Here is a 23,880-nt window from a genome sequence, read left to right as displayed (position 1 = left end):
AAACCGGACGCCCCTTCTTCTTTCCGCGCCGCGCCATACTAGCTCTTGTCCTCGTCTTCGTCGTCAAGGTCGCGCACCACTTCCGGCGAGCGGAGGAGCGCATCGATCTTGGCGAAATTGTCGTAGCTGGTGTCGAGCCGGAACCGGAATTCGGGCATGTATTTCATCTGGCGCAGCGCGCCCGAAACGCGGCCGCGAATGAACTTCGCGTTCTTCGCCAGCGCCTTGATCACGGCCTGGTCGTCCTTGGCGCCGAGCGGCGAGACGAAGGCCGTCGCGATCTTGAGGTCGGGCGACATCCGCACTTCGGAAATCGAGATCACGGTGCCCTCGATCACGTCGTCGCGCACCTCGCCGCGCTGGATGACGTCGGCGAGCGCATGGCGAACCTGCTCGCCAATGCGAAGCTGGCGCTGGGACGGGCCGTCCGAAGCGAAGCGGGACATGGGATTACCTCGATCTCGCGCGAACGGGGTCAAACCGTCGCGACTTCGTTCAAACGGATGCAACGGCGGGGGGCCCGCCGCTGCTTCGTTTCATGTGCCGCGCACTAGAGCGTGCGCGTGATCATCTCGACGCGGAAGCACTCGATGACGTCGCCGGCACGAATGTCCTCGTAGTTCTCGAAGGCCATGCCGCACTCCTGGCCGACCGGCACTTCGGAGACTTCGTCCTTGAAGCGCTTGAGCGTCTTGAGCTTGCCTTCGTGGATGACGACGTTGTCGCGCACCAGGCGCACGCCGGCGCCGCGCTCCATCTTGCCTTCCGTAACGCGGCAGCCCGCCACCTTGCCGACCTTGGTGATGTTGAACACTTCGAGAATCTCGGCATTGCCGAGGAAGGTCTCGCGGCGTTCGGGCGACAGGAGGCCGGACATGGCGGCTTTGATGTCGTCCACGAGGTCGTAGATGATGTTGTAGTAGCGGGTCTCGATGCCGGCCTGCTCGGAAGCCTCACGCGCCTGCTTGTTGGCACGCACGTTGAAGCCGAGGATGACCGCGCCGGACGTTTCCGCCAGCGACACGTCGCTTTCGGTGATTGCGCCAGCGCCCGAATGGACGATGCGCGCGCGCACTTCGTCGGTGCCGAGCTTGTCGAGCGCGGAGATGATCGCCTCGATCGAGCCCTGCACGTCGCCCTTGATGACCAGCGGGAACTCCTTGAGTCCCGAGGTCTGGAGCTGCGACATCATCTGCTCCAGCGAACCACGCTGCCCAGCCTGGCGTGCGACGGCCTTCTCGCGGGCGAGACGCTGGCGATACTCGGCGATCTCGCGCGCCTTGGCCTCGTTTTCGACCACGGCGAAGCGGTCACCGGCCTGCGGCGTGCCCTGGAGACCCAGGACCTCGACCGGCAATGCCGGACCGGCTTCCTTGATCTGGTCGCCCTTGTCGTTGACGAGCGCACGAACGCGGCCCCACTCGTTGCCGGTGACGATGATGTCGCCGATCTTGAGCGTACCCGCCTGGACGAGCACGGTCGCGACCGAGCCGCGGCCCTTGTCGAGCTTGGCCTCGATGACGACGCCCTCGGCGGTGCGGTCCGGATTGGCCTTCAGGTCGAGAATTTCGGCCTGCAGCAGGATCGCCTCGAGAAGCTTGTCGAGATTGGTGCCCTTGGCCGCCGAAACCTCGACGTCCAGCACTTCACCGCCGAGCGATTCCACGAAGACCTCGTGCTGAAGGAGCTGCGTGCGCACCTTCTGCGGGTCGGCCTGCGGCTTGTCGATCTTGTTGATCGCCACGATGATCGGCACACCGGCCGCCTTGGCGTGGCTGATGGACTCGATCGTCTGCGGCATGACGCTGTCGTCGGCCGCAACCACGAGGATGGCGATGTCGGTGGCCTGCGCGCCGCGGGCACGCATCGCCGTGAAGGCTGCGTGGCCGGGCGTATCGATGAAGGTGATCTTCTGACCGTCCTGCTCGACCTGATAGGCACCGATGTGCTGGGTGATGCCGCCGGCCTCGCCCGAGACGACATTGGCCTTGCGGATGGCGTCGAGCAGCGAGGTCTTGCCGTGATCGACGTGACCCATGATGGTGACGACCGGCGGACGCGACTTCAGGTCCTCGGCATTGTCGGCGATGTCGAACATGCCGGTCTCGACGTCGGATTCCGACACGCGGCGAACGGTGTGCCCGAATTCGGACGCGACGAGCTCGGCCGTATCGGCATCGATGATGTCGCCGGGCTTCATGATCTGGCCCTGCTTCATGAAGTACTTGACCACGTCCACGGCACGTTCGGCCATGCGCTGTGCAAGTTCCTGAACCGTGATCGTTTCGGGCAGAATCACCTCGCGGGAAATCTTCTCGCGCGGCTCCTGCATCTGGGCGCGCTTGAATTTTTCCTGACGGCGGCGCATCGACGAAAGCGAGCGACCGCGCGCATCGCCGTCATCCGACGTGGCGACGGAGAGCGTCAGCTTGCCGCGACGACGGTCGTCGTCGGTGCGGGGCTTGGCCGGGCGCGGCGCCTCGACGGCAGCCTTGACCGGACCACGCTTGATGGCGGTTGCCGGGCGTGCCTTGGCGCGCGAATCCGCTTCCTCTTCCTCGGCGACTGCCGGGGTGACGGGCGCACGGCGACGGGCTTCCTCTTCGGCGCGGCGGCGCGATTCCGCCTCGGACTGGAGCCGGGCTTCCTCCTCGGCCTGGCGGCGGGCGGATTCCTCACGCTCCTTGGCGCGCCGGGCATCTTCCTCGACGCGGCGCTTGGCGTCCTCGGCGGCGCGCACGCGCTCTTCCTGCTCGCGCACGCGGGCACCTTCAAGCGCACGACGGCGGGCATCCATCTCGCCGCTCGACAGCGAGTTCAGGACCATGCCCGAACCGCGATTGCCGACCGGACGGGGTGCGGGACGCGGAGCCTGCTGGGAGGGTGCGGGGCGCTGCGGCTGAGGCTGCGGCGCGCGCACGACCGGCTCGATGACGGGAGCGGGCGCTGCCTGGACGGGCGCAGCCGGCTTGGGCTTGGGCGCAACGACGGGCGCAGCCGCCGGAGCGGCAGCAGCAACCGGCGCTTCCGGCTTGTCGCCCGGCATGGAGAACTTGCGCTTCTTGGTCTCGACGACGACGGACTTGGTGCGGCCGTGCGAGAAATTCTGGCGCACGGTTCCCTGTTCCACGCCGGGGCGCTTCAGCGTCAAGGTCTTCTTGGTGTTGACGCTCAACGTCTTGTCGTCACCCGATTTCGTATCACTCATTCCGTATCCTCTGCGGCCTCTCGGTGGTCGACGACCGCCGCATTCGCATTCCGCTCGTCCGGGGTTCCGCCCCGATATCGGTCAAGCGCACCCACGCGCTTTGCCGCCGCTTTGCCGGCATCCAAGCCGAGCACGGCAGCATGTATCACATTTGCCCCCCCCAATGCCAAACCCAATTCGGCCTGCGAAAAGAGTTTGTAGGCAGGGATATCCGGCCCTCCCAGATGCACCACGGAACGCCGTGCCTGGGTAATCTTGCGCACGCCGTCCTCCGACGCTTCGATGGCGTGAAGGACGAGTTTCGCATTGCCGCTGCGCACTGCGGCCTCGACTTTCGCAGCGCCGAGCACCAGTTGCCCGGCTTTGCGCGCCAATCCGATCGACCCGAGCGCCTGCCGGGCCAGAAGCCGGTCGACGAGATCGCCGAGATCGGACGATACGGTGACCTTTTCCTTCAAAGCGCGGGCGAAGAGGTTCTTCGCCACCGCCTTGTCCAGGATGGTCCGCTCCGCCGTCACCCAGCAGCCGCGACCGGGCAGATTGCGCTTGAGATCGGGAACGACGTCCATATCGGGACCGGCCACGAAGCGGATCAAGCCGTCAGGCGATCCGCCCTGCCTCGTCACTATACATGTGCGTTCGCTGGCCGCGTTCAAGTGCGCTCCGTCCATCCGGCACCCGATCAGGCGCCCTGCGTTTCGTCCTGGGCCTCGCCCTCGGCAGTGGCTTCCTCTTCGGAAGCCAGATCGTCCTCGGTGATCCAGCCGGCCTTGAGGCGGGCGGCGACGACCATCTGCTCGGCATCGGCGCGGGTGACGCCGAAGGGCGACAGCACGCCCTCGAACATCTTCGTCTCGCCGTCCTTGCGCTCCTTCCAGCCGACGAGATCGTCGACGGCGTAGCCGGCGAAGTCTTCGATCGACTTGACGTCGTCCTCGCCGACCGCGACCAGCATCGCGGTCGTCATGCCGGGAATTTCGCGCAATTCGTCGAGGACGCCGAGCGTGCGGCGCTTCTCGTCATATTCGGATTCGATGCGCTCCAGATGCTCGCGGGCCCGCTCCTGAATCTCGGACGCCGTGTCCTCGTCGAAACCGTCGATCGACGCGATCTCGTCCGAGTCGACATAGGCGACTTCCTCGACGCTCGTGAAGCCTTCCGAGGCCAGAACCTGGCCGACCATCTCGTCCACGTTGAGCGCGTCCATGAACAGGTTCGAACGCTCGACGAATTCCTTCTGGCGGCGCTGCGATTCCTCTTCCTCGGTCAGGATGTCGATGTCCCAGCCGGTGAGCTGCGAGGCAAGGCGCACGTTCTGGCCGCGGCGGCCGATGGCCAGCGAGAGCTGGTCGTCCGGCACCACGACTTCGATGCGCTCGGCATCCTCGTCCAGAACGACCTTGGCGACTTCTGCCGGCTGCAGCGCGTTGACGATGAACGCGGCGGCGTCCTGGCTCCACGGAATGATGTCGATCTTCTCGCCCTGAAGCTCGCCGACGACGGCCTGAACGCGCGAACCGCGCATACCGACGCAGGCGCCGACCGGATCGATCGACGAATCCCGCGAGATGACCGCGATCTTGGCGCGCGAACCTGGGTCACGGGCGACCGACTTGATCTCGATGATGCCGTCGTAGATTTCCGGCACTTCCATCTGGAAGAGCTTGGCCATGAACTGCGGATGGGTGCGCGACAGGAAGATCTGCGGGCCGCGCTGCTCGCGACGCACGTCGTAGACGTAGGCGCGGACGCGGTCGCCATACTTGTAGTTCTCGCGCGGGATCAGTTCATCGCGGCGGATGATCGCCTCGCCGCGGCCGAGGTCGACGATGACGTTGCCGTATTCGACGCGCTTGACCGAACCGTTGACGATCTCGCCGACGCGGTCGCGATATTCGTCATACTGGCGGTCGCGTTCGGCTTCGCGGACCTTCTGGACGATGACCTGCTTGGCCGACTGGGCGGCGATACGGCCGAAATCCATCGGCGGCAGAAGGTCCGCGATGAAATCGCCGACCTGCGCGTCCGGATTGCGGTGGCGGGCATCCTCGATCGAAATCTCGCGGGCGTATTCCTCGACGGTCTCGACCACTTCGAGCAGGCGCTGCAGCTTCATCTCGCCGGTCGTCGGGTTGATGTCGGCGCGGATGTTGGTTTCCTGGCCGTAGCGCGAGCGCGCCGCCTTCTGGATGGCGTCGGCCATTGCGGCGATGACGATCTGCTTGTCGATCGACTTCTCGCGGGCGACGGCGTCGGCGATCTGCAGAAGCTCGAGCCTGTTTGCACTCACTGCCATGGTAAGTCTCCTTGGGCACTTTGCCTGCGCAGCGCGCCAGGCGTCCGTCTCAATCAGTTGTCGTTGTCGGCGTCGGGTCCGTCGCCTTCGAATTCCACGTCGTCGTCGAGCTTGCGCGCCTTCTTGGCGGCCTTGTCGCGCTTCAGCGTCTCGCGGATCAGATCGTCTGTCAGGATCAGCTTGGCGTCACCGAGCGCGTCGTAAGGGATGCGCGCGACAGGCTCCTCGCCATAGCTGAGCTGATCGCTCTCGAGCGTGATGCCATCCTCGTCCGCCTCGACGATCTTGCCCTTGAAGCGCTTGCGCCCGGCGACCATCAGGCTGGTCTCGATCTTCGCCAGATGCCCCTTGGCCAGGACGAAGTCGGACTTGCGCACCATCGGCCGGTCGATGCCCGGCGAGGACACTTCCAGATGATAGGCCTTTTCGATCGGGTCCTCCACGTCGAGAACCGGCGAGACGGCGCGGCTGACCTCCTCGCAATCCTCGACCGTCATCGTGCCGTCGAAGCGCTCGGCCATGATCTGCAGCGTCAGGCCGTTCTGGCCCGACAGGCGCACCCGCACGAGCTGGTAGCCCATCGAACGCATCACCGGTTCGATGATCTGCGCAATGCGCGCATCGATGCCCGTCTCGCGGATGATGCGGTCGTCGCCCGAAGGTTTGGAAGTGCCGGTTTCGCTCAATTGGTGACCCTGATCGTGCGGCCGGTAACAAAAAAGAGCGGGACCGGGTGGACCCACTCTTTGCCATACCGACCAAGAATTTGACGCTCCTATACGCCAACCGGCCCGCCCGATCAAGTGCCGCGTCCGCTCTCCCATCCCCGCATGGCTGCCCTGCCGAAGCGGCGATGGCGCGAACGCCGCAGCGCAGCTATATTTGCTGCAATGCACCATTCCTGTCGAGGTCAATCCCGGATGTCCCGTTCATTCCGCCGCAATCTTTCCGAAATCTATGGCGTGTTCCGCAGCGCGATCGCGGTGTCGGCCGCGGTGGAAGCCGGCCGTCCCGCCCGCACCGGCGATCTCGTCCGTCTCGGGCTCGACCCGGAACAGTTCGGCACCATCCGGCACCGCTGATCAGCGCCGCCTGAACGTCAGGTAGCCAGGGGTACGCCCCTCGCGGATCGCCTTCGCCTCATAGCGTGTGCCCGGCCAGCCTTCATAGGGCTGGCGCCAGTCGTCCGGCCCTTCCGCCTGCCACTCGAAATCGTCATGCGCACGGCAATGCGCCAGCGTCCAGTTGACGTAATGCGGGATGTCGGAGGCGAAGCGGAACCGCCCGCCCGGCTTCAGGACGCGCGCGAAACGGTCGAGATTGACCGGGCTTACGAAGCGCCGCTTCCAGTGCCGCTTCTTCGTCCACGGATCGGGATAGAGAAGATCGATCCCCGACAGCGATGCCGCCGGCAGCCAGTCGAGAAGTTCGGTGGCGTCGTCGTCATGAACGCGCACATTGGCGAGCGGCGCCGCATCGAACTGCGACACGAACTTCGCCATGCCGTTGACGAAGGGCTCGACGCCGATGAAGCCGGCTCGAGGAAAACGCGACGCCTCGTGATGAAAGTGCTCGCCGCCGCCGAAGCCGATCTCCAGCCTGACCTCATCCACCGGCGCTGCGAACAGCGTGCGCAGATCGGCGGGTGCCGGCGTCTTCAGATCCAGTTTCAGCCGCGGCAGGTGGGTCGCCATATGCGCCACCTGCTTCGGGCTCATCGTCTTGCCGTGCCGGCGGCCGAAAAAGGCTTCGGTCGCCCGCTCTCCCCAAACGTGTCCCGACATTTTCAGGCGGCGACCGCTTGCCTGAGAGCCTTTACGAGGTCCGTCTTCTCCCAGGAAAACGAACCGTCGCGGCCGGCCTTACGGCCGAAATGGCCATAGGCGGCGGTGCGCGCGTAGATCGGCTTGTTCAGGTCCAGGTGCCGGCGAATGCCGGACGGCGACAGGTCCATCACCTCGCGCAGCGCCTTTTCCACCACCTCTTCGGCGACCTTGCCCGTGCCGTGCAGGTCGACATAGACCGACAGCGGCTGCGCGACGCCGATGGCGTACGAAAGCTGGATGGTGCAGCGGTCCGCGAGCTTCGCCGCGACGACGTTCTTGGCAAGGTAGCGGGCGGCATAGGCCGCCGAGCGGTCGACCTTGGTCGTGTCCTTGCCCGAGAACGCGCCGCCACCATGCGGAGCCGCGCCGCCATAAGTGTCGACGATGATCTTGCGGCCCGTCAGGCCGGCATCCCCATCCGGTCCGCCGATGACGAACTTCCCGGTCGGGTTGATGTACCAGTTGCAGTCGTCGGCGATCGACAGGCCGCCCGAGGACAGCGCCTCGCGGATATAGGGCTCGACGACCTTACGCACCTTCTTATTGTCCCACTCGGGATCGATGTGCTGGGTCGAGAGCACGATCTGCGTCGCTTCCTTCGGCTGGCCGTCGACATAGCGCACGGTCACCTGGCTCTTGGCATCGGGACCGAGCCGCGCCACGTCGCCGTCGCCGTTCTTGCGGGCGTCGGCCAATAGCTCGAGAATCTTGTGACTATAGTAGATCGGCGCCGGCATCAGGTCCGGCGTCTCGCGGCAGGCATAGCCGAACATGATGCCCTGGTCGCCCGCGCCTTCCTCGCCCTGCTTGTCGGATGCATTGTCGACGCCCTGAGCGATGTGGGCGGACTGGCCGTGCAGCAGAACGTCGATCTTCGCCGTCTTCCAGTGGAAGCCGTCCTGCTCGTAGCCGATCGCACGGATCGCCTTGCGCGCCACCGACTTGAACTTGGCCGGATTGACCATCGGGTTGCCCGCGGCATCCTTGACGAATTCACCGTCCTTCGACTTCTTCAACAGCGTATCGGGAACGCGGACCTCGCCGGCGATGACGACACGGTTGGTGGTGGCCAGCGTTTCGCAGGCGACGCGCACCTTCCACGCATCCATCTGCGGCTTGCCGCTGCCGTTCTTCTTCGCCGCCTCGCGATAGACCAGGTCCACGATCTCGTCGGAGATGCGGTCGCACACCTTGTCGGGATGGCCTTCGGATACGGATTCGGAGGTGAAGATATAGTTCTGGCGCAAGATCGGGTGTCCCCTCTGGAAAGCGCTCTGCCGAAAGGGCAGGCGGAAAGACGTGTAGCCAAGCGCAGAAGGCCCGGTCAAGACATGCTCGACCGAGTCCTCAAATCCGCCGGGCTCTTCCCTCTACGGCGTTTCGTCGTCGTCGGATGCGAGCGACTTGACCAGATCGATGATCCGGCGCCGAACTTTCGGATCGGAAATCTTGATGAAGGCGCGGGTGAGTTGCAGGCCTTCGGAACTGTTCAGGAAGTCGACCACATAGGTCGATCCGTCATCCTCCGAAAACCCGCTGCGGTTCTCGTCCTGCCCCGGCGCATCCTCGAAGAAATAGGATACCGGAACATTCATGACGGTTGAAATCGCCTGCAGGCGACTGGCACCGACACGGTTCGTGCCCTTTTCGTATTTCTGGATCTGCTGGAACGTGATCCCAAGCATTTCGCCAAGCTTTTCCTGGCTCATGCCGAGCATGTTACGACGCAACCGCACCCGACTGCCGACGTGTATGTCGATCGGATTCGGCTTCTTCTTGTTGGTTATCATGATGTTAGCCCATTGGAGCAGGCCATTGTCGTTGAGCTTTGCGCTTCTGGCCGCGTGTCGTGCGAGCGCCCCAAGGCCCGCCCGACTCTAGATCGCGGTAACCTGACTATGAGTCGCTAATATATGTGTGTCAATTGACACGATGGCGCGACCGCAGGTTGTTTGCTGTGGCAGCGATGCCAAGTGCGATCAGCAGGCTCCAGCCAACGAGGCCGGGGCGCAACGACGGCAGGAAAGCTCCGGCCTCGCCGAGCGGAACGTCCACGTCGAGCACGCCGACGGCATCGACGGCCAGTCCGTCGACCACGCGGCCATAGCCGTCGACCACCGCCGAGATGCCGTTGTTGGCGGCCCGAACGAGCGGCAGGCCCGATTCGACGGCGCGGAACTGGGCCTGGCGAAAATGCTGGTAGGGTCCGGGCGTATCGCCGAACCAGGCATCGTTGGTGACGTTGATCAGAAGCCTCGCATCGCCGCCGCCGCGAGGCGCGATGCCGGGGAAAATCACCTCGTAGCAGATGAACGGCAGGCCGGAGACGCCGCCGCCCAGATCGAGCGGCCGACGTGTCGAGCCTGCGGAAAAGCCGCCGATGTTCTGCGCCAGTTGCCGCAGACCGAAGCGGGACAGGAATTCCTGGAACGGCAGGTATTCGCCGAACGGGACGAGCCGCACCTTGTCGAAGGCATCGACGATCTCGCCCGACCCGTCGATGACGACGATCGAATTGTAATAGGAAGTCTCGCCCTCCCCGCGCGCTTCGGCGCGCACGATGCCGGCGAGCAGGCGCTGGTCGTCGTCGATGGCGGCGCCGAGCGCGGCGAGGGCGTCCGGCCTGTCCCCGAAGAGGAACGGCACCGACGTTTCGGGCCACACGACGATGTCCGCCTTCTCGCCACCTTCCTCCACCGGCCGTGTCGTCAGGTCGAGATGCGCCTGGAATATCCGGTCGCGCTCGGCCATGTCCCATTTCTGGCTCTGCAGGATCGACGGCTGGATCACGCGGATCGCGATCGTCTCGGCACCATCCGTCGCCTCTGCCTGCGAAAGACGAAGCCCGCCATAGCCGAGATGAATTGCGACCAGCCCGACGCCGAGCGCCGCACCCAGCTTCAGATGCACGCGACCTGCAAGCAGCGCGGGCAGCGAAAAGACGAAGACGGCCAGGACGTTGATGCCGACCGCGCCGACGATAGCGATCGACTGCATGGCGAGCGGCACAGGCATCGCCGCATAGCCGACGGCGTTCCAGGGAAATCCGGAAAAGAGAACCGAGCGCAGCCATTCTGCCAGCGCGAAGGCGACGGCAAGCGCTGCGATGCGCCCGATATCGTCGCTCCAGGCGATCTTCGCGAGCGCCGCTGCAAACGCATAGAAAAACGCCAGAAGTGCCGGCAGTCCGATGATGGCCAGCGGCAGAGCCCAGGCGAAGAGATCGGCCTCGACCAGAAGCGCGTTGCCCGTCCACCAAAGTCCGACCAGGAAATAGCCGAAACCGAACAGCCAGCCGACCAGAAGGGACGGTCCGAGCCGGCGCAGGCCGCGCCGTTCAGGTGCGGCAACGGCGCCGTCAAGCAGCCAGACGAGAACCGGAAAAGCGACGAAAGCAGCAAGCGGAAAATCGAACGGCGCCTGAGACAGGCTCGCGAGCGCACCAGCAGCCAAGCCAACCAGCGCCCTGCCGGCCCCCGACAGGAGAATTATCTTGCCCGCAAGGCGCTCCATTCACCCGTCCGCTGCCAGAATCAAACCCCGCACCTCTTTAGCAAAGGCGCGTAGGCTTTCCAAACGGACGTGAAAACTGCGCTTTCATCGCTGATGGCATTCGCCGTTTTCGACTCGTTTGGTCGAAAGGGGACCCCCACCCTTTAATTCGTCGCCTGACGCACCTGACGCCGGCGGCGATCCGTTCCGCGGCTCTGCACGATCCGGACGCGTTTGACCCGTCGCGGGTCGGCGTCGAGCACGTGGAACTCGAAGCCCGGGATCGCCTGCACCACTTCGCCGCGCGCGGGCACGCGGCCGAGTGCGTTGAAGATCATGCCACCGATCGTGTCGACATATTCGCCGTGCTCGCCGGCCGAGAATGCGTCGCCGATCTTTTCGGCGACGTCGTCGATTTCGGCCTTGGCGTCGACGATGAAGACGCCGTCGCCCGCTTGGGTGATCATCGCCTCGTCGTCGTCATGCTCGTCCTCGATGTCGCCGACGACCATCTCGACGATGTCCTCCAGCGAAACGAGGCCGTCGGTGCCCCCATATTCGTCGATGACCAGCGCCATCTGCAACCGTTCGGCCTGCATCCGCGCCATCAGGTCGGAGGCGAGCATCGACGGCGGCACGAAAAGCAGCTTCCGGACGAGGCTCAGTTCGCCGATGCTCTTTCCCAACTCGACATTCGACAGGTCCAGCGTCGCGGCGTTGAGCGGTTTCTTCGTCGCGCGCGACTTCTTCTGTCCGGCCGTACGCGTGATGTGGGCGATGACGTCACGGATGTGAACCATGCCGCGCGGATCGTCGAGCGTCTCCCCATAGACCGGCATGCGCGAGTGACCCAGGCGCTCGAAGGTCACCATCAGGTCGCCGAGCGTCATGGTGATCTCGACCGACTGGATGTCGGCGCGCGGAATCATGACGTCCTCGACGCGCAGTTCGCGCAGCCGCAGGATGTTCTTGAGCATCGCGCGCTCGCCCGGCGAAAAGCCGGCCGAATCCAGCGAGTGCTCGTCCAGCGCATCGGCCAGATCCTCGCGGATCGACGAGCCGTTCCTGGGCTTGAACAGCCCCGAGAGCCTGTGGAGGAAGGTTGTGGACTTGCCGGCAGTGCCAGCGGTCCTACTTTGGGCGTCCGAACCTTCGTCGGAGCCGCCTGCTTCTGCCCGTTCGGGGGAAGCCTCAATCTGCGTTTGTTCGTTCATTGTCCCTAAGGCCATGTTGGCCCTACCAGTTAGACATACGGATCGGGAATGGCAAGACGCGCGAGCACCTTGCGTTCCAGCCCCTCCATCTCGTCCGCGTCTGCGTCATTTTCGTGGTCGTAGCCCAGAAGATGAAGCAAGCCGTGGACGATCAGGTGGGTCAGATGGTGCGCGAACGGCTTTGCTTCCAGTACCGCTTCGGCCGAAACCGTCTCGAAGGCCAGAATAACGTCTCCGAGCATCGGCGGCAACGGATCGCCCGGCGCGACCTCGAATGCCGGGAAGGAGAGGACGTTGGTCGCCTTGTCCTTCCCGCGCCAGTCCCGGTTGAGGACGCGGATCGAGGCGTCGTCGGTGAAGAGCAGGCTGAGTTCGGAGGCCGGATCGGCGATATCGAGCTCGGCGAAGACGGCGTCGGCCGCCCGTTCGGCATGGCCGCGCAGTTCGTCTTCGGCCGGCCAGTCGCCGGCCTCCATGGCGATGTCGATCTCGATCGTCATTTTCAGACCTGAAGCGGCCCCCGGCCGGGCATGCCCGCACCCTCACGGTCATAGGCGCGCACGATTTCGGCGACGAGCGAATGACGCACGACGTCGACATCGTTGAAGCGGCAAGTGACGATGCCCGGAACGTCGGTGAGGATGCGTAGCGCCTCGACGAGGCCCGATTTGGTGTTGGGCGGCAAGTCGATCTGGCTCGGATCGCCGGTGACGATCATGCGCCCGCCCTCGCCGAGGCGGGTCAGGAACATCTTCATCTGCATCGGCGTCGTGTTCTGCGCCTCGTCGAGGATGATCGCGGCATTGCGCAGTGTGCGCCCGCGCATGAAGGCGAGCGGTGCGATCTCGATCACTTCGGCGGCGATGGCGCGTTCCACCTTGTCGGCCGGCATCATGTCGTAGAGCGCGTCGTAGAGCGGGCGCAGATAGGGGTCGACCTTCTCCTTCATATCGCCCGGCAGGAAGCCGAGCCGCTCGCCCGCTTCCACCGCTGGCCGCGACAGGATGATGCGCTCCACGGCGCCGCGTTCCAGAAGCATCGCGGCGTGGGCGACGGCGAGATAGGTCTTGCCGGTGCCGGCGGGCCCGATGCCGAAGACGAGTTCGGAGCGTTCCAGCGCGCGCATATAAGCGTCCTGGTTGACCGAGCGGGCATAGATGGTGCGCTTGCGCGTCGCGATCTGCGCCGCCGCCATCTTGCCCTTGCGCTCGAGCGTCGGCAGCGTCAACTGGTCGTCGGCCGCGATCGAGATGCGGATCGCCCCGTCAACCTCCGACGGCGAGACGTCGTGGCCCTTCTGGAGGAGGCCGTAGAGATAATCCAGCGCGCGACGCGCCTGTTCGGCCGCGCCCGGCTCGCCGCGGATCGAGAGCTGGTTGCCCTTTGAACGGATGTCGAGGCCGAGCTTTTGCTCGATGCGCGCCAGGTTCTCGTCGAACTGACCGTAAAGGGCGGAGGCAAGTCCGTTGTTGTCGAAGGTGAGTACGATATGCGCCATGTCCGACGCCCCCTGGGGGCCGGGCTTCAGTTCCGGTGCGACGCTCAATCGGCTCTCCTCATTGGTGCCTGACCTCAAACCGGCTCGGCAAACAGGCTGTTGCGGCCGGCGCTCAATACCTTCACCCGGACAATGTCGCCGATTCGGCCGACGGTTTCATCAAGAATCACCGGCTGCAGCCAGGGCGAGCGTCCAACGATCTGTCCCTCGCGCCGTCCCGGCTTCTCGATCAGCATGTCCATCACCATGCCGACGCGGGTCTGCGTGAACGCTTCGAGTTGGTTTGTCAGCAAAGCCTGCAGTTCCTGCAGCCTTTCGTCCTTCACGCGCTCCTCGACGTGCAACTTCATCTCGGCGCCCGGTGTTCCCGGACGCGGCGAATATTTGAACGAGAAAGCCTGTGCATAATCCACCTCGCGCACCAGCTTCATCGTCGCTGCAAAGTCCTCGTCGGTCTCGCCGGGGAAGCCGACGATGAAATCGCCCGACATGGCGATATCGCCGCGCACGCCGCGAATGCGATCGACCAGCCGCAGATAGTCGTCGGCCGTGTGCTTGCGGTTCATCGCCCTCAAGATGCGATCCGAGCCCGACTGAACGGGCAGATGGAGATAGGGCATCAACTGTTCAAGGTCGCGATGCGCCGCGATCAGCGCGTCATCCATGTCGCGCGGATGGCTGGTCGTGTAGCGCAGCCGGGCGAGCCCCGGAATTTCGGCCAGCCGGAAAAGTAGCTCGCCGAGCCCCCACTCCCTGCCGTCTGCGCCCTCGCCATGCCAAGCATTGACGTTCTGGCCGAGCAGCGTGATCTCGCGCACGCCGCTTTCGGCCAAACGCTCGGCCTCCGCCACGATCTGCGCGACGGGCCGCGAGATTTCGGAGCCGCGCGTATAGGGCACCACGCAGAAGGTGCAGAACTTGTCGCAGCCTTCCTGGACGGTCAGAAAAGCCGTCACGCCGCGTGACCGGACTGCCGCGGTCTTCGGCTGCGGCAGATGCTCGAACTTGTCTTCGAGCGCATATTCGGTCTCGACCACCTTTTCGCCCGCGCGCGCCTTCCTCACCACCGCCGGCAGGCGATGATAGGTCTGGGGGCCGACCACGAGGTCGACTGCCGGCGCACGGCGCAAAATCTCGTCGCCCTCGGCCTGCGCCACGCAGCCGGTCACGCCGACGACCATCTGGCGGCCTTGTGCGGCGCGTTCGTTCTTCAGGTCGCGGATGCGTCCAAGCTCGGAATAGACCTTCTCGGCCGCCTTCTCGCGGATATGGCAGGTGTTGAGCAGCACCAGATCGGCGTCCTCGATCGTCTCCGTCGGCTGGTAGCCATCGGCGGCCAGCGCATCGGACATGCGCTGACTGTCGTAGACGTTCATCTGGCAGCCATAAGTCTTGACGAAGACCTTGCGAGCCTGCGCCAAACCTGTTTCCCGCTGAGCGATCGTATCTGTCTGTTCCATGCGGCGAGCCTCTAACGCTTTTTGGCGCCGAAGGACAGACCGTGCGTGATCACAGCTTCGCGCCGCGCCTGACGTCGGTCACGAGATCGCGGATCGCAGCTTCCGAACGCGCCGAGACCTGCTTGCGGTTCGCGCCGGCAAAGCTGATCGGCTCGCCGAAATGCACCTCGACGTCGACGGGACCGCTTTCGATGATGCGCAACAGATGCGGAACCAGGTCCTCGTCGCCGATCCAGGCATAGCGCGCACGGTGCCTGCGCCCCATCGCCATGCCGTGCAGCCGCGAATAGAAGAGTGCCGCCGGCTGCACCGCGAACGCCTCGTCGGAGAGTTGCGCCGCCGCACCGAAGAGCGTCGACTTGAACGGCAGGAGCCGGTTGCCGCAGGCCGTCGTACCTTCGGCGAACAGCACCAGCGGATCGCCCGATTTCAACGTTTCCGCCACCTCGCGCGTCTGGTGACCGGAGCGATGGCGTGCCTCGCGCTCGACGAAAACGGAGTTCTGCGAGCGAAAGAGCCGGCCCAGCACCGGCCATGTCGCCACCTCCGCCTTGGCGATGAAATTGACCGGCGCGATCGAGCCGAGGACCATGATGTCCGTCCACGACACATGGTTCGCCGCGATCAGCAGCGGGCGTTGCGGCGAGAGTGGCCCGGTCACGTGGACGCGGATGCCGAGCAGCGCCAGCACCATGCGATGCCAGAGCAGCGCCGGCTTTCGCGGATCGCCGATGCGCGTCATTTTCATCGCCGTCTGCCACGCCACGAGACCCGCCGTGCCGAGCGCGAAGCCGATCAGGGCAATGGCAAGCTTCGCCTTGGCGCGCATGGGTCAGTGCAGGTCGCGGCGCATGACGATCGCGCCGGTGCGCCCGCCGCCAGGTTGCTTGTAATAGTCCGGCCGCTTGCCGACCTGGATGAAGCCGAGCCGCCGGTAGAGCGCGATCGCCGGCGCATTCGTCTCGTCGACTTCGAGGAAGAGCGAGGCGGTGCGTTCGGCGTGGAGCGCGCGCAGAACGGCGTCCATCAAGCTGCGCCCCAGCCCCAGCCGCCGCGCCGAGCGCGCGACCGCAACGGTCAGGATTTCCGCCTCGTCCGCCGCCTGCCGCACCAGCACGAAGCCGACCGGTCCGAGATGCCGCTTGCCGACCTCGCGCGCGGCGAAACCGAACACGTTGCCCTGCGCCAGAAGATCGGCGAACTCGTCCTCCGACCACGGCCGGATGAAATCCTCCTCATGAATGCGCGGCAGCGCCGCCGCATCCTCGATCTCCAGCGGCTCGATGGCGAATTCACGCGGCGTCGACCAGGGCATCTTCATGACGCCGCCTTTCGCGCGACGGCGAAGCCTGCGTTCACCTTGGCATCGGCGGAGCGCAGATAAATCGGCGCCGGGCGCGCGCCGGTGTCGGGCTTGCCCGAACCGATCACGGCATAGGCTGCGATGTCCGCCGTCGCTTGCCGGCCGGCAATGTCGAGCGCCCCGCCTGCCGCAGTGTGGATCGCATCCGCCGCCGTGCCGACGAGGAGTGCGTTCGCGCGCGTCGCAACTTCGCAAGCCCTTGCCAGGTCGATCGCGGCCGGCGTTGCGATTTCTTCGCCGTCAGGGCCGTAGAGCGCAGCATGGATTTCGCCGCGCCCCCCATCGAGCGCAGCCATCACGTTCCGCCCGGCATTGGTCTGCCGCGCCTCTAATGCGAGCGCTTCGAGCGTCGTTACTCCGATGGCCGGGATTTTCAGCGCCAGCGCCAGCCCCCGCACGGCGGAAACGCCGACGCGGATGCCGGTGAACGAGCCCGGCCCGACCGAAACGGCCAGCCTGTTGAGATCGGCGTAAGTCTTCCCCGCCGCCGCCAGCGCCTCATCGACCACGGCCATCAGATGCTCGGCATGGCCCTTGCCGAGATCGCGCACGCAACGGCCGAGTTCATGGTCGGCGTGGACCGAGGCGGCGCAGAGATTGGCGGAGGTGTCGATGGCGAGGATGATCATGGGTCGCAATCCGGGGAAAGCTCATGTCGATAGCGCTCGACGTTGCCCCCCTCTGTCCTGCCGGACATCTCCCCCGCAAGGGGGGAGATCAGTCTCGTCGCCCGAAGACCATTTCTTGCGAACTCGAAGGTTGAGGCTGCCATTTCAAACGGGTGATCTCCCCCCTCGCGGGGGAGATGTCCGGCAGGCCAGAGGGGGGCAACGTCGAGCACGATCATTTCAGGACAAGTCCGATCACGCGTCCCGCTTCGCCTTCAGCTCCAACCGACGCCGATGCAGCACCGGCTCCGTATAGCCGTTCGGCTGCTCGCGCCCCTTCAGCACGAGATCACACGCCGCCTGGAACGCGATCGAGTTGTCGAAATCCGGCGCCATCGGCCGGTAGAGCGCATCGCCCTCGTTCTGCCGATCCACCACGGCCGCCATGCGCTTCATCGTCTCCATCACCTGATCACGCGAACACACGCCGTGATGCAGCCAGTTCGCCATGTGCTGGGCCGAGATGCGCAGCGTCGCGCGGTCTTCCATCAGGCCGACATCGTTGATGTCCGGCACCTTGGAGCAGCCGACGCCCTGGTCGACCCAGCGCACGACGTAGCCCAGAATGCCCTGCGCGTTGTTGTCGAGTTCCCGCTGGATGTCCTCCGGCGTCCAGTTCGGACGCGTCGCGACCGGGACCGACAGGATGTCGGCCAGCTTGGCACGGGCGCGGGCCTTCAGCTCGGCCTGCACCTTGGCGACGTTGACCTTGTGGTAGTGCGTCGCATGCAGCGTCGCGGCCGTCGGCGACGGCACCCAGGCAGTGTTGGCGCCGGCCTTCGGATGGCCGATCTTCTGCTCCAGCATCGCGGCCATCAGGTCCGGCATCGCCCACATGCCCTTGCCGATCTGCGCATGGCCGGCCAATCCGCATTCGAGGCCGATATCGACGTTCCAGTTCTCGTAGGCGCCGATCCAGGCCGCTTGCTTCATGTCGCCCTTGCGGATCATCGGGCCGGCTTCCATAGAAGTGTGCATCTCGTCGCCGGTGCGGTCGAGGAAGCCGGTGTTGATGAACACGACGCGCGACGACGCCGCGCGGATGCACTCCTTGAGGTTCACCGTCGTTCGGCGCTCCTCGTCCATGATGCCCATCTTCATCGTGTTCGGCGTCATGCCCAGCATCGCCTCGACGCGGCCGAAGAGTTCGGAGGCGAAGGCGACCTCCTCCGGGCCGTGCATCTTTGGTTTCACCACATACATGGAGCCCTTCGGCGAATTCGCGCGGCGGCCGTTCGGACCGATGTCGTGCAGCGCGATCAGGCCGGTGATCGCGGCATCCATGATGCCTTCCGGCACCTCGTTGCCTTGCGCATCCAAGATCGCCGGGTTGGTCATCAGGTGGCCGACATTGCGCACCAGCATCAGCGAGCGACAGCGCACCGTGAAGGTCGAGCCGTCCGGCGCGGTGTAGTCGAAATCGGGGTTCAGCTTGCGCGTGAAGCTCTTGCCGCCCTTGGTCACTTCCTCGGTCAGGTCGCCCTTCATCAAGCCGAGCCAGTTGCGGTAGACCTCGACCTTGTCCTCGGCGTCGACGGCCGCGACCGAATCCTCGCAATCCTGGATCGTGGTCAGCGCGGATTCGAGCCAGACGTCGGAAATATGCGCCGGGTCGGATTTACCGATGTCCGATGCCGCGTCGATCAGCACCTCGATATGGATGCCGTTGTTCTTCATGAGGAACTGCGTCGGGGCAGCCGCCTCGCCGACATAGCCGGCAAACTGCGCGCCATTCTTCAGCCCGGTGCTCCCGTTCGCCGTCTTGACGACCAGCTTGCCGCCCTCGACCGCGAAGGACCGCGTATCGGTCCAGCTCGCACCTTCCAGCGGCACCGCGCCGTCAAGGAAGTCGCGCGCCCAGGCGATCACCTTCTCGCCGCGCTTCGGATTGTAGCCCCTGCCCTTTTCCGCGCCGTCGGTTTCGGGGATCGCATCGGTGCCGTAGAGCGCGTCATAGAGCGAGCCCCATCGCGCATTGGCAGCGTTCAGCGCATAGCGCGCATTTATGACCGGGACGACGAGCTGCGGTCCCGCGATAGTCGCGATCTCGTCGTCGACGTTCTCGGTCGATACCTTAAAGCCGGGGCCTTCGGGAACGATGTAGTCGATCGAGCGCAGGAAGCGTTCATAGGCCGCCAGATCCGTTGGCGCGCCGTTCTCGCGGTGCCAGGCGTCGATCTTCTCCTGGATCGCGTCGCGCTTTTCAAGAAGCGCCCGGTTCTTCGGCGCGAGATCGGCGACGATCGCTGCAAAATCCCGCCAGAAGTTTTCCGCATCGATGCCCGTGCCGGCCACGGCCTCGTTGGCGATGAAGTCGTAGAGAACCCGGTCGATCTTCAACCCATTGGCGTCAACGCGGTCATTCATGCAGAAAACCTCCCTCAAAAGCGCATGGCGATGGCCTTTGAAGGCCCTGATCGCTTTCACCACGCGCGGGGCGGTCGGTCAATTCGGCAAAAGGCGAAACTGCCTTGCGAAAAATTCTAACGCAGCGTGATCCGCGGCCGGCCCGTCGCCACCGCGCGCAGGCTCGCTTCGATGAAGGATCGCTGCCCTTCGATCGTCGCGATGCGCAAATCGGTCGCGACGTCGATCTCGACATCGTCACTGCCGGCCCGCCGCGCCGCCTCTCGCGCGAGGTCACGCAGATGCGCGCTCGCGACCGAAAGTGCATCATCCTCCGAGCGGTGATCCGAGATCGTCTCGCCCGCGCTGACGCGGAAAATGCCCTCTACCGGCTGGGTGACAACCGCCTCGGCGCTGACGCGCACCTGGCCCACCACCGCACCGATGGCGTTCGCCACGTCGGCATCCTCCGGCACGACGCAGCCCTGCCCGACAAGCGCCGGCAGACCGGCATAGTGCAGGCCGGCCGATGCGCCGAGGCCGATGACCTGCCGGTCCAGACCGACGGCGAGCCTTGCGATGCCGGCCTTGCCGTCAAGCGCGCGCTGGACGAGCGGCCCGGCGACAATCACCGCGCCGTCGAGCCCGTCATCGGCGAGAGCCGCCTCCAGCATCAGTTCGGCCGAGCGCCGCGTGACAGCGTGGAGCACGCGCTGCGAAATCTCCGCCGCGCCTGCCGCGATCGGCTGCCCGCGCCCGTCGCGCCGCCGCGCTACGAGTTCCGCGCCAAGGCGCGCCGCGCGTTCGTGCCAGTTGTCCTGCCGTCCGAGCACATGGGCGGCGTCGGATGGGGTGAAGCCGCACAGATGAACGAGGCCGCGCGAAACGAGGCGTTGGAGCGTCGCCACTTGCGCTGTCGAGGTCAGCAACTGGTCGAGCGGCAACGGCGTCGCCGTCACCTTCTCGTAAAGCCGCGCTTCGGCAGTCGAGAGCCCGGCTGCCAGCCGATCCGGGACGCCAGTTCGCATCGCAAAACGACCATCCATGCGGCCGGGATTGGCGGCGCGGAGCTGGCGTTCCAGCGTTTCCGCGATGGCCGCGCCGTGCTGGAGGGCTGCGAGGGACAGCGGTACGAGGCGGCGGGGGCCGAGCAGGATCGCCGGATCGAGCCCGCCATCGGCGATCGTCACTTCCGAATCCCCGCCCAGCCCAAAGGTCCGCATCGCCACAGCCTCGACCATCGTCCGAAACCCGCCCACAGTCGCCCCGTCCGGGTCGAGCCGCGGGACGCCCTTGTCGAGGATCGCGATGTCGGTCGTTGTGCCGCCTATGTCGGAGACGACGGCATCGTCGAGCCTCGTCAAATGACGGGCGCCGACGATGCTCGCAGCCGGTCCCGACAGGATCGTTTCGATCGGCCGTTCCCGGGCGAAGCGGGCGGAGACGAGGGCGCCGTCACCGCGCACCACCATCAAAGGGGCGTCGATGCCTCGGTTTTCGAGGAAACCTTCGGTGGCGGCGATGAGGTGGTCGATCATCGAGATCAGCCGGGCATTGAGAAGCGTCGTCAGGGCGCGGCGGGGGCCGCCGAGTTTGGATGAGAGTTCGTGAGATGTGGTGACCGGCAGACCCGTACTCTCCCGGATCAGGTCGCGGGCCAGTATCTCATGCTTCGGATTGCGGGTGGAAAAGTAGCCGCAGACGGCGAAGCCGGAAACGCTCGTGGCCAGTTCCGGCAGGGCGTTTTCCAGAGCGGCAAGGTCGAGCTTTGTCTCGTTGCCGTGGACGTCGTGGCCGCCGGGGACGAAAATTACCGGGTCGGAGCCGAGGGCGGTTTTGAGGCCGTCCTTGTCGAGATCGGTTTCGGAGAAGCCGATCATCACCAGACCGACCCTGCCGCCCTGCCCTTCGACGAGGGCGTTGGTGGCGAGGGTGGTGGACATCGACACCAGGCGGATCGTTCTTGGCGCGATGCCGGCCAGCGCGATGACGCGGTCGGCGGCCTCGGCGATGCCAACGGCGAGGTCGTGCCGCGTCGTCAGCGCCTTCGCCTTGGCGACGACGCCGCGCTCCTCACTGAAGAGCACGGCGTCGGTATAGGTGCCGCCCGTATCGAAACCCAGATAGAGCGGCGCGTCGTCAGATCCGGCCATGGAGATCGCCCGTTGAAGACGATCTCCTTAACGCGGCCGGTTCGGCCAGGAAAGGCCGATTACTCGACCCAGATGACCTCGCGCGTGCCGCGCTCGACCACGATCGGGCCCTGCTCGGTGTAGACGTAGCCGTAATACGGATCTTCCGGCACCTCGATGATCTGGACGTCGGCCGGCAGGATCGCGCCGGTCGAAATCTCGGCGTCGATGACGACCGGATCAGCCGGGTTCTCGGTGATGTAGGTCACGGTGCGCTCCGGCACGACGTAGCCGGGCGAATAGACGACCTCGCGGCTCTCATACTCGACCAGGACCGGGCGGCCGTTGACGTAGATGTAGCCATATTCCGGGCTGTCGGGCACCTGCACGACCTCGACCTCGGCCGGGATCACGGCGCCGGCTGCGATCTCGCCTTCATAGGTGACGGTCGGGACCGGATTGTCTACGACATAGCCGACGACCTCGTCCGGAACGGCGGTTTCCGCGCCGATCACGGCACCGGCGAAGCCGCCGACGATCGCGCCGATCGGGCCGCCGACGACGGCACCGGCAACGGCACCCGTCGTGCCGCCAGCCGTCGCGCCGAAGCCGCGGGCCGAATCATCGCTGGAAGTCTGGGCGTGCGCGGCACCGACCGACAAGGCGGCGATGGCAGCGGTCGCAAGAAGGAACTTACGCATGGTGGGTACTCCTTTGATGGTGGCGCGGTCCCCTTTTCCAAGGCGTCCGCGCCGCAAACGTTCAGTGACGTCCCTCGGCTTCAAAAATGCGTGAGGGCGAGGTGCGTTCCCCTCAAATGACATCACGGAACGTAACAAAAGAGCCGCCGAGCGATAGCGGATACCCGTCGAGCATGTCGCGCTGGTCCTCTGTCAGCGGCCTTATTCCCGGCGCGGCAGGCGCGGCGGGTGTGGCCGGCGCGACCAGCGCTGCGGGGGCGACCGTAGCCGTGGGAACGGGCGGCGAGCCGGCATCGAAGGTCGAGCAGGCGGGAAGGGCGAGGATGGGAAGGAGCCAGATGCGCATCTTCCAGCCCTGCCCTGCGATCGTGGCGCAGTTGGGGTGGCGAGCGGCGCGCATCGAAATCGGTCCTATCCTCATCTCTTCTCCTCATCACCACGGCACTTCGTTCCGCCATTTGCCGGGGTTCGACACATGGTTCAACATGCGCACCTCCTCACCGCGCTCGGGGGTGTCGCAGCAGGGCGGGAAGATGCGGCCCATATGGGCGAGCGCATCGGTTGGCCGCAGCGGCCCGACGCAGCGCCGCGCGCGCCGGCAGACCGACCACTTGCAACTCGCCATCAGGCCGAGCCAGGTCGCCGCGTGGCGGCACTTGGCCTGGAGGATCGCATCGATCTGCGCTCGCTCCTCGTCCCACTGCCGGGTGACGGCATACTGCGCGTCGGTCTGGTGCGGCTGGCGCGGATGGTAGATTACCGGCAGCGGCGGTATGTTCCGCGGCGGTTTTTGCCTGCGTCGCTTGCGCCTTGCCATGTCCATTCCTCCGCTCATGGGTGATTCCGCCCGCGCGGCGCGCGAGGCCAAGTGAAAGGGCTCGGGAAGACGGGCGGCTGCGGCATCGCTCATCTGTAGGTATGACTGCGATCCCGCAGCCGCCCATCCGGCGTTCTTTCCAAAGCCGCGCCCGTCCCGCTGCCCCGCCGCGCTTTTTGGCCTTCGCCGCCAAGCATCGACAGGTTGCGTGCTCGTCCAGCACACCCGGCCCGTAGTGGCCGGAGGGGGACCCTCGACGCGGCCCTCCCCGGCCGCCGGCTACGTTTGCCGAACGGCGGAGGCGCCGATCCCCGCCCGCATGACACCGTCGCGACAGGCGTTCCCGAAGACGGGGACGCGGTGGAGTATGGCGGAGGTTTTGGGGAGGGGGATAAGTTTTTGGTGGAGTGGGCGCGCGTTTCCTTCTCCCCTTGTGGGAGAAGGTGGCCGAGCGCAGCGAGGTTGGATGAGGGGTTGCCTGGCGCGAACGTCTCACCCCTCATCCGTCGCCTGCGGCGACACCTTCTCCCACAAGGGGAGAAGGGAGGGTGTCGCGCTATTTCGCCAGCGCCGCGTAGACGCTTGCCCAGCGCTTGGCGCCTTTGGCGTGAAGGTGCTCGACGGCGGGATTGACCTTACCGCGTGCGGCTTCGGCAATGCGGTGGAATTCTTTCGGGGACAGGACGATGGCGACGTCGCGGCCGTAGCGCTGGATGCGGATGGGCTCGGCCTGCACCGTATCGATGAGCTGGCGGAAATGGTTCTTGGCATCCGAGGCGGAGAGGAACTTCATCCGCGCATGATTAGCTGCCTTTGTCGATTCTGCCATCGCCCACTTTCAATTGCCGGAACTGCTAGC

The 23,880-nt window shown here is 65.4% G+C and carries 23 protein-coding genes; 1 reads left to right on the top strand and 22 read right to left on the bottom strand.

Annotated features, from left to right (window positions below; genetic code table 11):
- Positions 1 to 38: 38 nt before the first annotated feature.
- The 5 genes from rbfA to rimP all read right to left on the bottom strand — a co-directional run bounded on the left by rbfA (position 39) and on the right by rimP (position 6,190).
- A complete protein-coding gene (rbfA, locus tag ACT6QU_RS05865; protein ID WP_024586732.1) occupies positions 39 to 446 on the bottom strand; it encodes a 30S ribosome-binding factor RbfA in 408 nt (135 codons plus the stop codon).
- 104 nt (positions 447 to 550) lie between these two features.
- The gene (gene infB, locus ACT6QU_RS05860) at positions 551 to 3,208 is read right to left on the bottom strand and encodes a translation initiation factor IF-2 (RefSeq protein ID WP_444836555.1); all 2,658 of its coding nucleotides are present in this window, start codon (positions 3,206 to 3,208) and stop codon (positions 551 to 553) included.
- On the bottom strand, positions 3,205 to 3,879 hold the full coding sequence (locus tag ACT6QU_RS05855) for an RNA-binding protein (protein ID WP_444836554.1): 675 nt from the start codon (positions 3,877 to 3,879) through the stop codon (positions 3,205 to 3,207). The genes infB and ACT6QU_RS05855 overlap by 4 nt, the downstream gene beginning before the upstream one ends.
- Positions 3,880 to 3,890: 11 nt before the next feature.
- A complete protein-coding gene (nusA, locus tag ACT6QU_RS05850; RefSeq protein WP_444836553.1) occupies positions 3,891 to 5,504 on the bottom strand; it encodes a transcription termination factor NusA in 1,614 nt (537 codons plus the stop codon).
- 53 nt (positions 5,505 to 5,557) lie between these two features.
- Positions 5,558 to 6,190 (bottom strand): ribosome maturation factor RimP, encoded by a 633-nt coding sequence (rimP, locus tag ACT6QU_RS05845; protein ID WP_444836552.1) that lies wholly within the window; start codon positions 6,188 to 6,190, stop codon positions 5,558 to 5,560.
- Positions 6,191 to 6,424: 234 nt separating this feature from the next.
- On the opposite strand from rimP, the gene ACT6QU_RS05840 reads away from it, so the two are divergent.
- Positions 6,425 to 6,586, top strand: coding sequence for a hypothetical protein (locus tag ACT6QU_RS05840; protein ID WP_444836551.1), 162 nt, complete (start codon positions 6,425 to 6,427; stop codon positions 6,584 to 6,586).
- On the opposite strand, the gene trmB is transcribed toward ACT6QU_RS05840, so the two are convergent.
- The 17 genes from trmB to ACT6QU_RS05755 form a co-directional block, all read right to left on the bottom strand.
- Positions 6,587 to 7,288 carry a tRNA (guanine(46)-N(7))-methyltransferase TrmB gene (gene trmB, locus ACT6QU_RS05835; RefSeq protein WP_444836550.1) on the bottom strand — a complete coding sequence of 234 codons (702 nt, stop codon included), beginning with the start codon at positions 7,286 to 7,288 and terminating at the stop codon, positions 6,587 to 6,589.
- A gap of 2 nt (positions 7,289 to 7,290) precedes the next feature.
- Positions 7,291 to 8,577 carry a methionine adenosyltransferase gene (metK, locus tag ACT6QU_RS05830; protein ID WP_444836549.1) on the bottom strand — a complete coding sequence of 429 codons (1,287 nt, stop codon included), beginning with the start codon at positions 8,575 to 8,577 and terminating at the stop codon, positions 7,291 to 7,293.
- Between the two features lie 123 nt (positions 8,578 to 8,700).
- Positions 8,701 to 9,120: a helix-turn-helix domain-containing protein gene (locus ACT6QU_RS05825; RefSeq protein WP_024586739.1), complete on the bottom strand. Its 420-nt coding sequence runs from the start codon at positions 9,118 to 9,120 to the stop codon at positions 8,701 to 8,703.
- A 130-nt stretch (positions 9,121 to 9,250) separates the two neighbouring features.
- Positions 9,251 to 10,843, bottom strand: a complete 1,593-nt coding sequence (gene lnt, locus ACT6QU_RS05820) for an apolipoprotein N-acyltransferase (RefSeq protein WP_444836548.1) — start codon at positions 10,841 to 10,843, stop codon at positions 9,251 to 9,253.
- Positions 10,844 to 10,986: 143 nt separating this feature from the next.
- Positions 10,987 to 12,036: a hemolysin family protein gene (locus tag ACT6QU_RS05815; RefSeq protein ID WP_444836547.1), complete on the bottom strand. Its 1,050-nt coding sequence runs from the start codon at positions 12,034 to 12,036 to the stop codon at positions 10,987 to 10,989.
- 29 nt (positions 12,037 to 12,065) lie between these two features.
- The gene (gene ybeY, locus ACT6QU_RS05810; RefSeq protein WP_444836546.1) at positions 12,066 to 12,536 is read right to left on the bottom strand and encodes an rRNA maturation RNase YbeY; all 471 of its coding nucleotides are present in this window, start codon (positions 12,534 to 12,536) and stop codon (positions 12,066 to 12,068) included.
- A gap of 2 nt (positions 12,537 to 12,538) precedes the next feature.
- Positions 12,539 to 13,534 carry a PhoH family protein gene (locus ACT6QU_RS05805; protein ID WP_051375802.1) on the bottom strand — a complete coding sequence of 332 codons (996 nt, stop codon included), beginning with the start codon at positions 13,532 to 13,534 and terminating at the stop codon, positions 12,539 to 12,541.
- A 74-nt stretch (positions 13,535 to 13,608) separates the two neighbouring features.
- Entirely contained in the window at positions 13,609 to 14,994 is a 1,386-nt protein-coding gene (gene miaB, locus ACT6QU_RS05800; protein ID WP_444836545.1) for a tRNA (N6-isopentenyl adenosine(37)-C2)-methylthiotransferase MiaB, read from the bottom strand.
- Between the two features lie 49 nt (positions 14,995 to 15,043).
- Positions 15,044 to 15,823: a lysophospholipid acyltransferase family protein gene (locus ACT6QU_RS05795; RefSeq protein ID WP_444836544.1), complete on the bottom strand. Its 780-nt coding sequence runs from the start codon at positions 15,821 to 15,823 to the stop codon at positions 15,044 to 15,046.
- A 3-nt stretch (positions 15,824 to 15,826) separates the two neighbouring features.
- The gene (locus tag ACT6QU_RS05790) at positions 15,827 to 16,315 is read right to left on the bottom strand and encodes a GNAT family N-acetyltransferase (protein WP_444836543.1); all 489 of its coding nucleotides are present in this window, start codon (positions 16,313 to 16,315) and stop codon (positions 15,827 to 15,829) included.
- Positions 16,312 to 16,986, bottom strand: a complete 675-nt coding sequence (tsaB, locus tag ACT6QU_RS05785; protein WP_444836542.1) for a tRNA (adenosine(37)-N6)-threonylcarbamoyltransferase complex dimerization subunit type 1 TsaB — start codon at positions 16,984 to 16,986, stop codon at positions 16,312 to 16,314. The genes ACT6QU_RS05790 and tsaB overlap by 4 nt, the downstream gene beginning before the upstream one ends.
- 234 nt (positions 16,987 to 17,220) lie before the next feature.
- A complete protein-coding gene (locus tag ACT6QU_RS05780; protein ID WP_444836541.1) occupies positions 17,221 to 19,392 on the bottom strand; it encodes a malate synthase G in 2,172 nt (723 codons plus the stop codon).
- 116 nt (positions 19,393 to 19,508) lie between these two features.
- Positions 19,509 to 21,524 (bottom strand): hydantoinase/oxoprolinase N-terminal domain-containing protein, encoded by a 2,016-nt coding sequence (locus ACT6QU_RS05775; RefSeq protein WP_444836540.1) that lies wholly within the window; start codon positions 21,522 to 21,524, stop codon positions 19,509 to 19,511.
- 59 nt (positions 21,525 to 21,583) lie between these two features.
- Positions 21,584 to 22,204, bottom strand: coding sequence for a DUF1236 domain-containing protein (locus tag ACT6QU_RS05770; protein WP_444836539.1), 621 nt, complete (start codon positions 22,202 to 22,204; stop codon positions 21,584 to 21,586).
- 112 nt (positions 22,205 to 22,316) lie between these two features.
- Positions 22,317 to 22,625, bottom strand: a complete 309-nt coding sequence (locus tag ACT6QU_RS05765; protein WP_444836538.1) for a hypothetical protein — start codon at positions 22,623 to 22,625, stop codon at positions 22,317 to 22,319.
- Positions 22,626 to 22,637: 12 nt separating this feature from the next.
- Entirely contained in the window at positions 22,638 to 23,021 is a 384-nt protein-coding gene (locus tag ACT6QU_RS05760; RefSeq protein ID WP_444836537.1) for a hypothetical protein, read from the bottom strand.
- A 556-nt stretch (positions 23,022 to 23,577) separates the two neighbouring features.
- Entirely contained in the window at positions 23,578 to 23,850 is a 273-nt protein-coding gene (locus tag ACT6QU_RS05755; protein WP_444836536.1) for a type II toxin-antitoxin system Phd/YefM family antitoxin, read from the bottom strand.
- Between the last annotated feature and the right edge of the window lie 30 nt (positions 23,851 to 23,880).

It is taken from the genome of Aliihoeflea sp., assembly GCF_052435475.1.
In the GTDB taxonomy this organism is placed as follows: Bacteria; Pseudomonadota; Alphaproteobacteria; order Rhizobiales; family Rhizobiaceae; genus Aliihoeflea.
Note: the sequence above shows the minus strand (reverse complement) of the source record. Positions and strands in the feature narration are given on the sequence as shown.